Source organism: Vibrio orientalis CIP 102891 = ATCC 33934 (assembly GCF_000176235.1).
GTDB lineage: Bacteria > Pseudomonadota > Gammaproteobacteria > Enterobacterales > Vibrionaceae > Vibrio > Vibrio orientalis.
This window is the reverse complement of record NZ_ACZV01000004.1, coordinates 220,034-236,010: the sequence shown is the minus strand read 5'-3', so window position 1 is coordinate 236,010 and position 15,977 is coordinate 220,034. Positions and strand designations below refer to the sequence as shown.

The 15,977-nt window shown below is 43.0% G+C and carries 14 protein-coding genes; 8 read left to right on the top strand and 6 right to left on the bottom strand.

All coding sequences use genetic code 11. The features are described from left to right. Window positions 1-21 precede the first annotated feature (21 nt). Window positions 22-1,503, bottom strand: coding sequence for a GGDEF domain-containing protein (locus VIA_RS04610; RefSeq protein WP_004411399.1), 1,482 nt, complete (start codon window positions 1,501-1,503; stop codon window positions 22-24). A 268-nt stretch (window positions 1,504-1,771) separates the two neighbouring features. Here VIA_RS04610 and VIA_RS04605 point away from each other — a divergent pair, with 268 nt between their 5' ends. The 3 genes from VIA_RS04605 (at window position 1,772) to VIA_RS04595 (ending at window position 4,456) form a co-directional block, all read left to right on the top strand. Beyond that, window positions 1,772-2,341, top strand: a complete 570-nt coding sequence (locus VIA_RS04605; RefSeq protein ID WP_004411398.1) for an outer membrane beta-barrel protein — start codon at window positions 1,772-1,774, stop codon at window positions 2,339-2,341. Between the two features lie 98 nt (window positions 2,342-2,439). Then, window positions 2,440-3,096 carry a response regulator gene (locus VIA_RS04600; RefSeq protein WP_004411397.1) on the top strand — a complete coding sequence of 219 codons (657 nt, stop codon included), beginning with the start codon at window positions 2,440-2,442 and terminating at the stop codon, window positions 3,094-3,096. 145 nt (window positions 3,097-3,241) lie between these two features. Then, window positions 3,242-4,456, top strand: coding sequence for a sensor histidine kinase (locus VIA_RS04595; protein ID WP_235801291.1), 1,215 nt, complete (start codon window positions 3,242-3,244; stop codon window positions 4,454-4,456). 252 nt (window positions 4,457-4,708) lie between these two features. Here VIA_RS04595 and VIA_RS04590 read toward each other — a convergent pair whose 3' ends face one another. Then, the gene (locus VIA_RS04590) at window positions 4,709-5,503 is read right to left on the bottom strand and encodes an AraC family transcriptional regulator (RefSeq protein WP_004411395.1); all 795 of its coding nucleotides are present in this window, start codon (window positions 5,501-5,503) and stop codon (window positions 4,709-4,711) included. Between the two features lie 99 nt (window positions 5,504-5,602). Here VIA_RS04590 and VIA_RS04585 point away from each other — a divergent pair, with 99 nt between their 5' ends. Continuing rightward, on the top strand, window positions 5,603-6,511 hold the full coding sequence (locus VIA_RS04585; protein ID WP_004411394.1) for a DMT family transporter: 909 nt from the start codon (window positions 5,603-5,605) through the stop codon (window positions 6,509-6,511). Window positions 6,512-6,573: 62 nt separating this feature from the next. On the opposite strand, the gene VIA_RS04580 is transcribed toward VIA_RS04585, so the two are convergent. After that, complete coding sequence (locus VIA_RS04580; RefSeq protein WP_004411393.1) at window positions 6,574-8,391, bottom strand: hybrid-cluster NAD(P)-dependent oxidoreductase; 1,818 nt, start codon at window positions 8,389-8,391, stop codon at window positions 6,574-6,576. Between the two features lie 239 nt (window positions 8,392-8,630). Here VIA_RS04580 and VIA_RS21625 point away from each other — a divergent pair, with 239 nt between their 5' ends. Beyond that, window positions 8,631-8,789 carry a YqaE/Pmp3 family membrane protein gene (locus VIA_RS21625; protein WP_004411392.1) on the top strand — a complete coding sequence of 53 codons (159 nt, stop codon included), beginning with the start codon at window positions 8,631-8,633 and terminating at the stop codon, window positions 8,787-8,789. A gap of 169 nt (window positions 8,790-8,958) precedes the next feature. Next, entirely contained in the window at window positions 8,959-9,987 is a 1,029-nt protein-coding gene (pyrC, locus tag VIA_RS04570; protein WP_004411391.1) for a dihydroorotase, read from the top strand. 55 nt (window positions 9,988-10,042) lie between these two features. On the opposite strand, the gene VIA_RS04565 is transcribed toward pyrC, so the two are convergent. From VIA_RS04565 to VIA_RS04550, 3 genes are all read right to left on the bottom strand, one after another. Then, window positions 10,043-11,257: an iron-containing alcohol dehydrogenase gene (locus VIA_RS04565; protein ID WP_004411390.1), complete on the bottom strand. Its 1,215-nt coding sequence runs from the start codon at window positions 11,255-11,257 to the stop codon at window positions 10,043-10,045. A 283-nt stretch (window positions 11,258-11,540) separates the two neighbouring features. Then, complete coding sequence (locus VIA_RS04555; protein WP_004411388.1) at window positions 11,541-11,741, bottom strand: hypothetical protein; 201 nt, start codon at window positions 11,739-11,741, stop codon at window positions 11,541-11,543. 74 nt (window positions 11,742-11,815) lie between these two features. Beyond that, on the bottom strand, window positions 11,816-13,729 hold the full coding sequence (locus VIA_RS04550) for a methyl-accepting chemotaxis protein (RefSeq protein WP_004411387.1): 1,914 nt from the start codon (window positions 13,727-13,729) through the stop codon (window positions 11,816-11,818). Between the two features lie 361 nt (window positions 13,730-14,090). Between VIA_RS04550 and VIA_RS04545 the strand changes: the two genes are divergently transcribed. After that, window positions 14,091-15,047, top strand: coding sequence for an AAA family ATPase (locus VIA_RS04545; RefSeq protein WP_004411386.1), 957 nt, complete (start codon window positions 14,091-14,093; stop codon window positions 15,045-15,047). Between the two features lie 11 nt (window positions 15,048-15,058). Next, complete coding sequence (locus VIA_RS04540; RefSeq protein WP_004411385.1) at window positions 15,059-15,976, top strand: DUF58 domain-containing protein; 918 nt, start codon at window positions 15,059-15,061, stop codon at window positions 15,974-15,976. The last annotated feature ends 1 nt before the right edge of the window (window position 15,977 follow it).

Sequence of the window (15,977 nt, the reverse complement as noted above, 5' to 3'; positions counted from 1 at the left end):
ACTTTCGTTCAAACTGCGAATTCAGCTTTTATGTTCTAATTGATTAACGACAGTTAATGACGAAGCTTCACGCTTTTTAGCCTTATTCGCGTAAAGATGGCAATCTGCTAGCTCAATCGCTGCCTCCATAGTGCTGTCAGGGCTGAATTCTGAAATGCCAAAGGAGACTGAAATACTAACGTTTCTAGGTAGTTTGTAGTTAGAAATTGCTGTAGAAAGCTTTTGTGCCCATTCCATTGCTGTAAACTTATTCATTCCAGGAAGAACCAGAAGAAACTCATCCCCCCCCATACGCACAAGATAGTCACTCTTACGCAGTTGAGAGAATGCGCAGCTCGCTATTGCCTTAATGGCCTCATCTCCCATGTTGTGGCCATATTTATCGTTAACCAGCTTGAAACCATCTCCATCAAGCATGATTAAAGCCCCTTGTTCATGTTTAAATATTGCTTGCGTAAACTCTAGGTCATCCATTATTTTTCTGTTGTAGGCTCCCGTTAGAAAGTCTTGAAGGCCTTCTCGTTTCGTCTCTTTAAGCTGAGAGTTTCTGTCTCGGAGCTCTTCAGATTTCGCCATAATAAAACTCACGATGATCAGTATGGAAATAAAACCGACTAAATACTTGTAAAATATATAGAATATGGGTAACTTAAATACGAGAACATTTCTATTATCGATGTAGTATTCAAATGATATCGATACCTCAGAGAATGACGTATCTCTTGGAGTTATAACGGTAAAAACAGAGCGATTAACTTCATATTGACTCAATTCTGAAATATTAAACACTTCAAATCGGTCTAAATATAAGTCAATACTGATGTCTCCTATGATTCTTTTCCCAAAGAAAATTGGGCTAGACAAAGTTAGCAATCGTGGATTGTCTATTGTATCCTCTGATTTATCGTAATGAATCAATTTACCTTCATTGTTTTTGTTCATAACCCGAGTTACAAGTATTTTATCAGCGAGACTGTACTCAGTTGCTCCAGTGACACAATCTGTAAATTCGCAATTCGGGTCATAAATAATATTCTTATCATCATGCTCAAATGCATTCCCTGACAGGTAAGAACGATAGAATAACTTGTCCTCTTGAGGCGCGAGTGAAGGCAATGTTTCAAGTAAAAAGTCCAGTTCTTTCAATAAATAAAGCTCAACCTCATACATAAAGCTTTGTTGAGATAATCCCTGAGTTTTGTTTCTGACTGATAAGAGCCACTGAGTCAGATTTTCAAACTTTCCATGCCATTGTTCTGACGCAACTTGTGATTCCATTGAGATATCTTTATGGCTGATCAACGTTTCTAGATCTCTGGCAATCAAAAAAACTCGACCTTTGGAAAGCTCAATTGTTTTGGTTAAATTAGCGAAATCTGCCTTTGCTCTCATTTCAATATTTTCGATAAAGATCAGAAGACAGGCAATATAAATAATAGTAGCCCTAACTACTGCAGTAATTATAAATCTCATTGTCTGACTGGCCGTAGAAAAACACCCCATACTAACCTCTCCAAAACCTTATCATTAATATACTACCATCCAATTCTTAGTTTAAACTTAAGACGCTAAGAAATGCTTACCAACAATTCACCACTGCCTTGATTAACTAATGAAAAATTAAAACAAAACGCTAATAAAAACTTGTATTGCATTAAATTTTGTAGTTTTATTCACTGAAATTAACAGGTAGGAAAATTAAACGATACGATTTATGTACATTCAATGTAATCTAAATTTCGTTCGTAACAATTATGTTTTAGGAATGCTAATGCGATATTTTTTTATGCTAATATCACTTATTTCTTTCAGTGCACTCGCCGTAACAAATGATGGCCCTTATATCGGGATCGATTATTTGTATAGTGATATAAACCCAAACTCCTCAGGAGGTTGGGACTTTGATAACTCCCAAGACTCCGGTTTTTTACTATCCGCGGGCTATAACATTTATTATTCAGAGGATGTTTCAGTAGTAGTAGAAGGGCAATACTATTCATTCGGCCAGTTTGATCTTGTCGATAAACCTTTTTTCGACAAACAAGGGACGTTAAGTAGTGAAGGATACTTTATCAACTTTGCTCCAAAGTATTACCTTTCAAAACGATTCGCAGTAATGGTAGGTGTAGCTTTAGGTTTGGTGAACACTCAGATTGATCTCGGCAATAACATCAGCGATAGAGAAAGCTCTATTAAGTACTCATTGGGGGCTAGCTACAGAATCTTTGACCAAGTCGACTTAACGGCTGGGGTGTCTAGTATTAGATATGACTTTAACAATATTCTGTCAGTGAGTAACGAGGTGCTTATTCTATTTACTGGTTTGCGCTACCAGTTTTAGACTGTCTCCTGACTTCACTCATATTTGACTTTCTGTAGAGCTTTATTCAACCTGTTTGTGCTAATGTTATTAACGTATCTGATTTATGGTAAAAACTAATGAGAATACTAATAATCGAGGATGATCTTTTACTCGGCAGAACCCTAGTAAGTTCACTTGAAAGATGCGGTTATACCGTTGATTGGCTCACTGAAGGTAGCGGGGTTAAACAAGTATTATCTCTCGAAACATTCACCCTAATCATTTTGGATCTATCTCTACCGGACGGCGATGGAATTACCTTACTCAAGTCACTCAGACAAGCAAAGTATGACCTTCCAATCATAATCCTTTCTGCACGTGACTCAAATAAAGACATCATCCTCGGTCTCGATTCTGGAGCTGATGAATATATTGGTAAACCATTCTCTTTTGAAGAGTTACTCGCTAGAATCAGAGTCATTGTTCGTCGTCAGTCCAGTAGTTCAACACACATCATCACAAAGGGAAATTTTGAACTTAACCTTAACGATTACATTGTTAAGTACAACGATGAAGTTTTAAAGCTTACCAAGAATGAGTTTAAGATACTCTCCTACCTCGTTTCAAACAACAGCCTAGTGGTCAGTAAGCCCCAGTTGTTACAGATAATTAATGGTTGGAGTGAAACAAGCACTGAGAACTCTGTTGAGGTTCACATTCATAACCTTAGAAAAAAGCTACCAAATAACGTTATTAAAACTATTCGTGGAATTGGGTATACCATTGAAAAGTAAGAACCAAGTTCATCCATCAATCAAATCGTTAGTTTATCGTTCTATAATACGATCATTTATTATAGTTACGATTATTATGGGTTACTACAGTTATGAGATGATTAAGTTCGAAATCAACGAGGTTTACGATACTAAATTGAATCAAATGTCTAAGCTCGTCAATCACATAATCGCTTATGATGGTTCACAATTAACACCACTCATCAACGACTTAACCCATATATTCACCCATTCACATCAAAGTAGACTTGAAAGCTCGTTACTGTTTTGGAGTGACTCGTTTGAACACCTTCCTGCAAGCCACTTCGAACTATATTTTTTCAATCAGGGAAAGCTCATTTCTGCATCCTCTAGGCAGCTACCAATATTGAAAGAAAGAGATATTTACACTTATGAGTTCTCCAAACATGACTTCGAGGACAGTACTCTGTATATTGTTGAATTGCCGCATGTTCGTGAGGATATCATCTTCGATCTGGCAATGAATTACATAATCCATATTACGATATTGCTGCTGATACTCCTTTGTTTAGTTTTTGTAGTTCTCTCTAAATATTTATCTCCACTTACTCAGTTTTCTTTCGATATTCGGGACAAAAATGAAAACGATTTGAGCCCAATCCCGGACCAAGCCACAACTGCTGAGCTCCATCAATTACAGCATTCGATAAATAATCTTATTTTCAGGTTGAGAAAATCATTAGACCGCGAAAAAGAGTTTACAAATATGGCGGCTCACGAACTAAAAACCCCTCTAGCCATAATTAGACTATCTGCTGAAAATGCTAGGAAAAATGACCACGTAAATTCTCGAAAGAAAGACCTTGATGATGCGATCAGTGGTGTCGATAGAGCGAACTCAATCATCAAGGAACTATTCAACTTGACCAAGCTCGATCAAACCCTTTACTTAAACTTCGAGAAAGTTTCAGTCTGCAACATCCTAAATAGCATCATCGACGAATTTAAACCACTATTACAAGCGAGATCTCAAATCTTTGTCCACCCAATAAACGATGCTCAAGTTTATGCAGATAGAAGCCTGATAACCATACTATTTGATAACCTCATAAGTAACGCTATTAAATATTCTGGTGAAGGGAGTACGATTACTTTCAACATCAGAGATTGTGGTATGTCTGCCTGTATAGTCGTTTCTGATAGTGGTAAATCAATACCTGATGTGACTCGGGAACGCATATTCGAACGTTTCTATAGAGGACAAAATGTCGAGCCCGGAACAGGACTTGGACTATCCATCGCTAGCAACATTGCGCACCTTCATGGGACCAAAATAACCTTGCTACCGAGAAATGACGATTTAAATTCCTTTTGTTTTGTTTTACGCAAAGTTGTTTAATGTTCCGATAGTCTTTCTCGCACTTCCTTAAAAATAAGCTATACAACATAGTTAAGAAATAAGGCAGACCAAATCGCTGAAATAGAGAGGCCTACTAAGATTTTATCATTCTGCTTCCAGCTAGTTGTTTTATAAAGAGGTTTAAGCATGATCGGATGCAATCAGCTCGGATCGTAGTTTCTTAATTTAGTTCCATCGAATTTCGCGATAATGCTCATCATACGGTTCGAACATAAATCACACGGCACATAACTATAAATATAACAATCGCCCTTTATATTGCTCTGGCGTTTGACCCGAATATTTCTTAAACATCGCAATAAACGGACTGGCCTGGTTGTAACCAAGCGTCAGGGCGACCTCCTTCACTGATTGTCCTTTCCTAAGTAAATCCATCGAATAGAGATAACGTACTCTTAAGCGCCACTCTGTAAAGCTCATACCAAGTTCGGCTTGGCAGTGACGAGCTAAAGTCCGCTCTGTCGTGTGCACTCGCTCTGCCCACTGGGACAAACTGGTGTTATCAATAGGATTCTCTTCTACCGAAGCTAAGATCTTGGCGAGATATTTATTGTCTGTAGAGGGTAAAAAGTGATGCTGGGTATCGCGAGTCGCGAGTTGGTCGAGCAAGACCTGAACCAGTCGTTTGTCTTGTTCACTTTGAGCCACATTGATATCTCGCTGACGAAAATCATCAACAATTGCGGACACAATTGGGGTGACTTTGATAAGGCTTGTACAGTCGGGGAAATGTTGAGTTAAATCCTGTGCAATATTTAGTGAGCAATATGAAATAGGCTTGCGGTTAAAACTGGTGTGCATTACACCAGCAGGCACCCAAATCGCTAAGTGGGGAGGAGCAAGAAAACGGGTATCTTCCGCTTCCATTTCCAAGATACCACCACTGATAAGTTGCACCTGTCCCCATGGGTGGCTATGCATTCTGGTTTCGGTATTGGAAAGAAACGCCTCAAAATTCATAAATACGTCTGATGGCGCTTTATCAATTGATAAGGATGGATGAAGATGTTTTACCGATTTTCTCAAACTTGTCTTCCTATGACTCAATATGTCTTTATAACGATATATATAATTATATCGACCTGTCAGACTATGTTCTACCGATAATATTGCGATGGTGTCCACATGGTCTATCTACTTCCTCTCTTTACCGTTTTCATTTGGGGCGGAAATGCAATCGTAAATAAAATGGCTGCAGAGACAATAGAACCTAGCGCAATGAGTTTCTATCGTTGGTTTCTGGCTATCTTGTTGCTCTCACCTTTTTGCTTACCTAAGGTAATCAAGCGCTGGGCAACGATCCGACCTTATTTAGCCAAGCTCGCATTTTTAGCCATGTTGGGTATGGTACTCAATCAATCGCTTTCGTATTACGCAGGGCTGACCACTACCGCTTCAAATATGGCGATGATCACCTCGCTCGTGCCCCTTATAGCAATATTCATGAGTGTGCCTCTGTTAGGTAAACCCATCTCTGCACTCAGTATTGTCGGGGCAGTTTTAGCTCTTTCTGGTCTTGCATTTATGCTAGGTAAAGGGGATGTGCTGTTTTTCCTTCATCAAGATGTAACACCTGGTGACGGCATCATGGTCATCGCGTCCATCTGCTACGGCGCATATTGTGTACTACTTAAACGCTGGAAGATGCCACTGTCTAACTGGACCATGGTTTACATGCAAGGGGCGCTCGCTTTAATCATGCTCACTCCCCTTTGGCTGACGAGTTCAGAACTGTTACCAAGTAAAGAAGCGATGCCATTGATTGCTTACGCAGGTCTGGCGGCCTCCATTGCTGCGCCTTGGATGTGGGTCAAGGCGATAGATCTTATTGGTGCCGATTCAAGTGCGATGTTTATGAACCTAATGCCTGTGGTTGCAATTACTCTCGCCGCAACTATGCTTGGCGAGGCAGTTTACAACTACCATTTAATAGGTGGTTTACTGGTAATTTCTGGGGTGATTCTGTCGCAAATTAAACAGCCTAAGAAACCAATCACACCGCTTCCTCCTTTGGATAGCGCAGAAAAGCCTTAACAGTTCGCCAAAAAACAAAAAGCCCAGTAAAGGGCTTTTTGTTTTTCTAATGCTTACAGTGCTTAACTCGTCACTTCAACGTCCGTGAGAGGTGTGCTGCAACATGCCAAAACTACCCCCATGTTACGTTCATGATCTTGCAGTGCTGGAACATCCGGCTGATGCACCTTCCCTGACTCTACTGTCACCTTACAGGCACCACATAAGCCAGCACGGCAACTATTAGCGATTGACGCTCCAGCATCTTCAGCCTGCTCTAGTAAGGTCTTTTGATTGTCGCCAATAAACACATGCCCATTGACACTCAAAGTTAGCGCTTTCAGTGGTTGAGCGGAGACTTGATTCACCCCAAACGCTTCTTGGTGGTAGTGTTCTTCTGGCAAGCCTTTCTTTAATAATAAGTTTTTCGCTTTTTGCATGAAACCATCCGGTCCACACACAAACACCTGACGCTGCTCTGCATCTTTGATCTGTTTCAAGTGTGACAGTGTTAAACGCCCTTTTAAGCCGAACCAATCTGCTGGCGCTTGTGACAATGAGATAAGCACTGTCAGTCCTTCATATTGACTACGCAGAGTATCTAACTCGGCTTTACACGGGATATCTTCGACACTTCGGCACTGGTGGTAGAAAACAACGTCATTCATTTGATTGTTATCGGCTAAATAACGCAGCATTGATAACATCGGAGTGACGCCACTGCCCGCAGAAAGAAGCAACAGAGGTTGATGAGACTTGCCACCTAAGTGGAAACTGCCATCTGGCTGTTCACAAGTTAATGTATCACCAATTGAAAGATTGTCAGCCAACCAGTTCGATACACGACCACCATCGATACGCTTAACCGAAATGGCCATACGGCCAGGACGCGACGGACTGGATGATAAGGTATAACGACGCGCGACAGTTTCAGCGCCAATTCGCAATGAGATAGGCAAGTGTTGTCCCGGTTGATAAACGGGCAGTTCACCATGCTGAGGCTCCAGCCAGAACGTGATGAAGTCTCGCGCGATTTCTTCTCGCTCAACACACGTCATGTATAACGTTTTAGGAGTATTATCGGGGTAGAATTCTTTATCTTTATATTCCAGCACTTCTACCTTATCGTCCTGATGAATGACACCTTCATTAAGAGCGACCAAATTCTGGCCGAAAAAGACACCGCCACGCTCATTAGCGCGGAACTGCGATAAAGTATTGAGAGGCTCTTTGCTCCCGCGGAGGACTCCCTTATTGACGTCGACTGTGGTCAAAATACAGCGCTCACACGGCTTAACGGATTCAAATTCAACTTCACCAATGCGAATTCGTTTCCAACTATCTTCTGCAAATGGCTCAGTTCCTGATACCACAAGGTTGGTTCGAAACTGCGCCATTGAATGTTTTTCTGGGCTGCGGCGATTAAGCTCCGCTAGCGAGGCTTCACTAATCACCAAAACTGGGTAGCCATCGGCAAAACTCACGTTATGCCCTAGCTTTTCACGCACGCGATTCGATTGTTCACCAGTGAACAGAAGCTCGACACGCTGACCTAGCACTTGGCTAAACCAATCATCAGCTTGATCCGTAGTTGTGTACGCGACAAAGTTATCTTTCCACACCTGAGCCGGAGCTTCTTGCATTTTGAACTCGTTATAACGAACTCGAAGTGCGGCATAGCCTTCTGCAGTAAAAATTAAACCATCGTGGGTTAAGCAAGACTTCACCGTCACCATCTCCGGATACTTTCTCGCGGTGACCATTGAACCATCAGAAAGCGCTAGCATAAAACGTCGATCAAACATCAACCCTTGCTTTTCTACCCAAGAAGTAGAAACAGAAAGGCCGCCGACAGATTTAACAGGAAACACGTTGATTTGAGAAAGAACTGGAGCTGACATTGCTTATCCTAAGCGAGTTTATTGTGCAGTTATTATACTCAACTGCTAGACGCTGTCTTGACTTGAATTTGAAACAACGTATTGTAAATGTCAGAGTTAAATCTCAAAAACATGACAAATGTCAGAGTTCCGCAAACATCAAAGGTTCAAGCGCTATCATGTTGGACTTTCAATACAAGCTCTAGATAATGGACATCACAAAATCATTGTATTTCTGGAACTAACACAAAGGAGTTTATATGAATAAGTTAGTAATGATCCTGCTATGTATCTTTCTTCCACCACTGGCAGTTTTCATCGATAAAGGTTTGAATAAAGACTTTGTGATCAACCTGATCTTAACGTTCTTCTTCTTCCTACCAGGATCAATTCACGCGCTTTGGTTAACACTAAAGTAAGCTGAATATTGCCTATGATTTAGGCAACCAAAGCCTCCCACTAAAAAAGGGGATGAAATACTGAGCAGATTGCTCTATCATCCTGTCGCCTAAGCGTAAGCGTTTGCTTTCACAGTTTTCGCTCCGTTTAGGCTCCAATCAGACAACCTTAAATATGGTGGGAGCAAAAATGACAACACTTACAATCACACGTCCTGACGACTGGCACGTTCACCTACGCGATGGCGAAGTGCTAAAGGATACCGTGCGAGATATTAGCCGCTACAACGGTCGCGCGCTAATCATGCCAAATACCATCCCACCTGTTACCAACACTGAAATGGCACTTGCGTACCGCGAGCGTATCATGGCAGAAAAGCCAAGCGAGCAGTTCGAACCGTTAATGGCGCTATACCTGACAGATAACACCACATCAGAAGAAATTCGCAAAGCGAAAGAGTCCGGTGCTGTTGTCGCTGCAAAGCTTTACCCAGCTGGCGCAACAACCAACTCAGATTCAGGTGTAACTAACGCCAAGAACATCTACCACGTTCTAGAAACGATGCAAGAAGTGGGTATGCTGCTGCTAGTCCATGGTGAAGTAACTCATCATGATGTGGACATTTTCGACCGCGAAAAACAATTCCTAGACACAGTGCTAGCACCGATTGTGAATGACTTCCCTAACCTGAAGATTGTTCTTGAGCACATCACCACAGCTGACGCAGCAAACTTCGTTAAAAACGCCAATGAGAACGTTGCGGCAACCATCACTGCTCATCACCTACTTTACAACCGCAACCATATGTTAGTTGGTGGCATCAAGCCGCACTTCTACTGCCTACCTATTCTTAAGCGCAACACCCACCAGCAAGCGCTAATTGAAGCAGCAACAAGCGGTAGTAAGAAGTTCTTCTTAGGTACTGACTCAGCACCGCATGCGAAAGGCATGAAAGAGGCGGCTTGTGGTTGTGCTGGCTCATATACTGCACATGCGGCATTAGAGCTTTACACTGAAGTCTTTGAACAAGAAGGTAAGCTAGAAAACCTAGAAGCGTTTGCTAGCCACAATGGGCCAGATTTTTACGGTATACCGCGCAACGCAGACACAGTAACGCTAGTAAAAGAAGAGTGGTCTGTTGCTGAAAGCATGCCATTTGGCAACGATATTGTTGTGCCAATCCGCGCAAATGAAACTATTGCGTGGACTGTAAAGTAAACCGTTTCAAGCTTTAACCAAATTGAGAGCCCTTTAGCACCCGCTTAAGGGCTTTTTATTTATTTACCGATACCGCTAATATCAGCCTTTCACACTCTTCTTGCTGCATATATTTCGGCACTGGGTAATTCCATCTAGCCTCTTGCAATGACTGCTTGGCAAGTTCGGCAATATGTTCTTGTAAGATATGATCAAAATGAGATGGTAAATCGAGTTTTTTCTGCAACTGCTTAATGTAATCGATAAAAGCCTGCGCTTTTATCGAATCTGAAACATGGCGATCGGTGAGTCCTAATGTATCGGCCAGTTTCGCCATCCTTTCTTTCGCTTCCGACTTAGAGAACTCTAAAACATGAGGCAGTACTACTGCATTTGCCAGCCCATGCGGCGTTCCATATTTCGCACCTAAGGTATGCGCGATAGCATGAACGTAACCAAGACTCGCTTTGGTAAAAGCTAAACCGGCATAATAAGAAGCCAAAGCCATATTTTGGCGAGCGGTAACGTTTTGACCAAACTTGACCGCCTTCTCTAAGTTTTCATCGATTAGGCTAAACGCAGCCAATGCATAACGATCTGTCTCTGGGGTGGCATTGCCTGACAGATAGGCTTCTATGGCATGAGTAAGTGCATCCATGCCTGTTTGCGCCGTGATATGAGCAGGTAAGGCAAGCATTAGGCTCGGCTCCAATGCAGCCGCAATGGGAACCAATTTAGGATCCATTAGTGGGGTCTTTTGATGAGAGGTTGGATCAGAAACGACAGCAGCAACCGTCACTTCCGAGCCTGTTCCTGCCGTGGTGGGTACAACAAAGATTGGCGCAGGCGATTTCCACACTTTAAGCAAGCCCACGAGACGACGAACAGGTTTATGGTTGGTCGCACATGCCGCAACCACTTTGGCACAATCAATTGACGACCCGCCTCCCAAAGCGACCACGGCTTGGCATCGGTGCTTACGGTAAAGAGACAAGCCATCTTCTACATGGTGATATGTTGGATCCGGCTCAACTCCATCATAGATTTCGCAATGTACGCCAACACGTTCAAATTCAAAAGTTAGCTTTTTAACCAATCCGAGCTTAACTAGGCCGCTATCGGTCACGATTAGGACTTTATTGATATCCATGATGGAGACACTATGGCAAAGCTGCTTGAGCGCTTCCTTACCGAGAAAAAGTGTTGGCTTAGAGATAGGTAGCACTTTAGCTGCGATCTTTAAACCCAACATATAAGCTCGGTGTAGCCAGTAATAGAGCTTTTGTTCCATTATCTGTCTCTATGTAATTAGGTTGATATTGTTAGCCTAGTCTTTACAAAGAGTTATCTCTAGTCCCGAGCGCAAACTTTTGAAGATATGTGGTTTAGATAGTTAAAACTGAGCGAGAAGGCGACTAACCCAAGTTATTTCACCAAATGCGATCAGATCATAAATAGTGAAAAACAGAACACAGATCAGAGCTAACTTGATCAATCGGTAAACGATAAACATTTTCTACTTCCAAACAATAAAAAGCCGCCATTGGCGGCTTTTTTAAATTCATCAACACGAATTAATGAACAGGCGTGTCGTTCTTAGCGTAAAACTTACCAAAGTACTGCTCTAGCACTTCCGGTGTGAGCTTACCTTCTGCTTCTAGCTTTTTCAGCTCTGCGGCAATGGCTTGCTGATCTTCTAAAGATGGAAGCGCCACTTCTGGCTCATCACCCATCTCTTGAGACATTTGCTCTAATTCTTTTTCGAAATCACTCATGATCCCACTTACCTTTAAAATAATAACTGAGGCTAAGTTTACCGATTTAGCCTCAGTTATTCCAGTCACAGAGACTATAGCTTAAAGCTGCCTACCATTCGGTCAAGACGAACGGACAGCTCTTTAAGCTCCGCACTTGCTTCTGCAAGCTCTTCCGCTGTACCTGTTGTTACCTCGTTGACCGCATTAATCTCTTCAATGTTTTGATTAATAGTATGTACAACGGTTGACTGTTCTTCCGTTGCGGTCGCAACTTGCGTGTTTCTGTCCGAGATGTCGTGAATACGCTCGGAAATGCTGATCAGAACTTGTACGGCTTCATCAGATGCAGACACCCCCTCACCGGTTACCGCTTTACCCGCTTCCATAGCCGTTACCGCATCTTTGGCATCACTTTGTAGCTGGTTGATCATCTTTTGGATCTCTTCAGTCGAGTCCGCCGTACGACTTGCTAGATTACGTACCTCGTCTGCTACAACAGCGAAACCACGCCCTTGCTCACCTGCACGCGCCGCTTCAATTGCCGCGTTTAGTGCCAGTAAGTTAGTCTGCTCAGAAATATCACGAATTACACCAAGGATCGAACCGATATCTTGAGTGGTTGAAGCAAGCTGTCCAACCACCTGACCTGTATTCTCGATGTCCGACGCCAGACGGCTAATGGCATCTTTCGCTTGGTTGACAACGTCCTGCCCCACTTGAGTATTGCTTGATGCTTCTGAAGCCGTTTCTGCTGCAGTTGCCGCATTGCTCGCGATTTCACTAATGGTTGCACCCATTTGGTTAATCGCAGTCACCACTTGGATGGTTTGATCACGCTGAGCCTGGCTGTTGTCATGCGTAATATGCGCTTTATTCGAAACACCATCAGCTGCTGACTGAAGCGCACTGCTTGTTTCTGCGACTTCCTTCATCGACTGGTGAATTTTTTCAATAAAGCCATTAAAGCCTTCCGACAATTGACCAATCTCATCGTCACCTTTGACTTCAATGCGTTGTGATAAATCACCATCACCTTTGCCTAAATCGGCGAAGCGAACTGAGATTGCACGAATTGGGCGAGCAATACTATTGGCCAAGAAGATGCCCATCAGAATGAACAAGCCGGCTACAACAACGGTTGTCACCATCATTTGCTTAGCAACAGCATTCAAATCTGCAAAGACTTCATCAACGGGCACTACGCCAACTACAAACCAGTCCATCGTTGGAATATAAGTACTTGCGACAAAGACTTCTTTCCCTTCATAGTCTGCTTGAATGAGGTTAAAGCCAGACTTTCCAAGTAATTGCGACGAATCAGCCCCGTATAGATTTGAGAGCGACGACTTCGCTTTATTCGATTCACGATGAATTTGAATATCACCTTTAGCATCTGCTAGGAATACAAAACCAGTATCTTGAATACGGAAGCTGTTAAGCAATGAAACCATATCGTCCATCGACTTAGACAAACCCGCCATCGTGTGGCCATTCAACTGTTGATAGTTAGTGAACATTTTCACGTCACCATTGGCTTCTTGGAAAATACTCACTGAGGTATCTTTACCTGATTGAGTAAAGCCAAAGAACCAACCATCTTGTTGCTGATTAAGCTGGCGTAAAAAGCCATTCTGATTCCAGTAGTACGCAGTATTTCTGTTGGCTACTGAGGCGTCGTTCAGCTGATATTGGCTACGAACATTGTTAAGCTGCTTGATAAGCAGGCGTTCGGCCTCTGGATTGATTTCTGTCGTGTCTACCGCTTGTTTAATAAATTCGTTGTTGGCAAGCTGGTGAGCTGCCGATAAAAGTTGGCTAACATCGCGGTCAATTTGGCTATTAATTTGTTCCAGCATAAGTGGAAGCTCGATATCAATGAGACGGTGCTCTAATACCGCACGCGCTTGTCGTTGAGCCATTACACCGACAATAATAGTTGAAGCAAGTACCGCAAAGGTGATACCTGCAACGACCTTTTGTTTTATGCTGATTGAAGTTAATTTCATGTCTTCTGCCTTTCCAAGCATTAGGTTTCGTAAAGGGTGATAAGTGGTCAGTGACACATAAGAATTGTGCCGTCCTTTTGATAGACCTTCCAGCCACTATAGTATATCGGACAAAAGAAACATTTCTTTACTAAATAGTTCGATAACAAATTGATTAAGTGAAAAGTAAGTTTTCTCTTACATGTAAGTTTCGATCTTGATTTTTTTCTAAAAATTTATAAACAATTGAATCTTTGGAAGTTATCATCAACCGCCTCTTCGGGCCTGTTTGTTTTTTCATCAACCAGTTAACCGCTCAGTTCAAACGTGGAACTTTTTTCGTTCACCAGATACTAAGTGAAAAATAGGGAGAAACACGATCATGAATTCAGACGCTCTAAAACACCTACGCGAATACTTAAATAGCCAAGTTATTGGGCAGAGCGAACTGGTGAATCAATTACTCATCGCGCTACTTGCTGATGGTCATATTTTAGTTGAAGGGCCTCCGGGGCTTGCCAAAACACGAGCAGTAAAGTCATTGGCCGATTGCATCGAAGGCGACTTTCACCGTATTCAATTTACCCCTGACTTACTGCCAGCGGACTTAACAGGCACGGACATCTTCCGTCCAGAAACAGGCGAATTTACCTTTCAGTCTGGGCCTATTTTCAACTCATTGGTGTTAGCTGATGAGATCAACCGTGCTCCGGCTAAGGTTCAAGCGGCTATGCTCGAAGCTATGGCGGAAAAACAGATCACCGCGGGCCGCAACACTTATGCGCTACCCGAGCTTTTCTTAGTAATGGCAACGCAAAACCCGATTGAACAAGAAGGGACCTATCCACTACCAGAAGCGCAGTTGGACCGTTTCTTAATTCACCTTGATGTCAGCTACCCTAATGCACAAAGTGAACTTGAGATTTTACGCCTTAACCGTGGCGAGGCGAAAGGCGACACTGCCCCGACGCCACCAACATTGACTCAAGCCGATATTTTTTCGGCGCGTCAGTCCGTGCTTAATGTCCATATGGCCGATTCTATCGAGCAATACATCATTCGACTTATCATCGCGACTCGCGATCCTAGCAGCTACGATGAGACTCTTGCTCAGTGGCTAGAGATGGGGGTAAGTCCTCGTGCGACCATTGCTCTTGATCGCTGTGCTCGCGCTCATGCTTGGTTAAATGGTCGCGATTTCGTGTCGCCTGAAGATGTTCAAGCGATGGCATTTCCGGTGCTGAGACACCGCCTATTGCTGAGTTACCAAGCGCAGGCTGAAGGTGTTCATCCAAATCAGGTCATCAACAAGCTGCTTTCTCTAGTAGGTAGCGCTTAAGGTAAAATGATATGGAACAAAAGCTGCCTCCATACAGTGATGGTGTCAATCTCAGCCTAGACGAGCTGCTCTATTACAAACAGCAATGCGTTAAGTGGTTACCACCAGCCAAAAGTCTGTGGTCTCAAATGCTTGGTCAACACCAAAGCCGTCAACTCGGCCGTGGTATGGATTTTAGTGAAGTACGCCAATACCAACCCGGTGACGACATTCGGGCGATTGATTGGCGCGTCACAGCCCGTACCGGTAAGCCTCATACTAAGCTCTTTTCCGAGGAGCGAGAGAAACCTGTTGTTCTTTACCTCGACTTTTCATCCAGCATGGCGTTTGGCTCGCAGCTCTTACTAAAATCGGTACAAATGGCCCATATGGCGAGTTTGGTCGCTTGGTTAAGTGTCACGCAGCAAGATCGTATTGGTGCGGTGATTGATACCGGAAACGAGCTGATTGAGCTTAAACCAACCGCTAGAAATCGCGGAGCGTTGGCTCTATTACAAACCTTGGTGACTTGTCACCAACAGTTAATTAGTCAACCATCTCGCAATGACCAAGATGTCAGTCATGCGCTTCAGGCTTTGGCTCGTTTATGCCCAAAGGGGAGCGAGATCATTTTATTGAGTGATTTTTCTCGCCTAGCAACCCAACATGAGCCTAAACTCAGCCGCCTTTGCCAACACAATCGCGTTCGGATGGTTCAAATCAGCGATCCTCTTGAACGTGGGCAAACCGGTTTTCGTGGTACTGAACAAGTTTCAAATCAAAACGACACTCGTTGGTTGGACTTTTCATCGCGCAAAACACGCCAAGGTATTGAGCGTGCGTTCTCAGAGCAGCAACAGCACCTAATACAACTCACTCAAAAGATGGGCATCAGCTACTCTTCACTCTCTAGTGAACAAGCTCTTACTCAACAGCTATACGGATTATAAC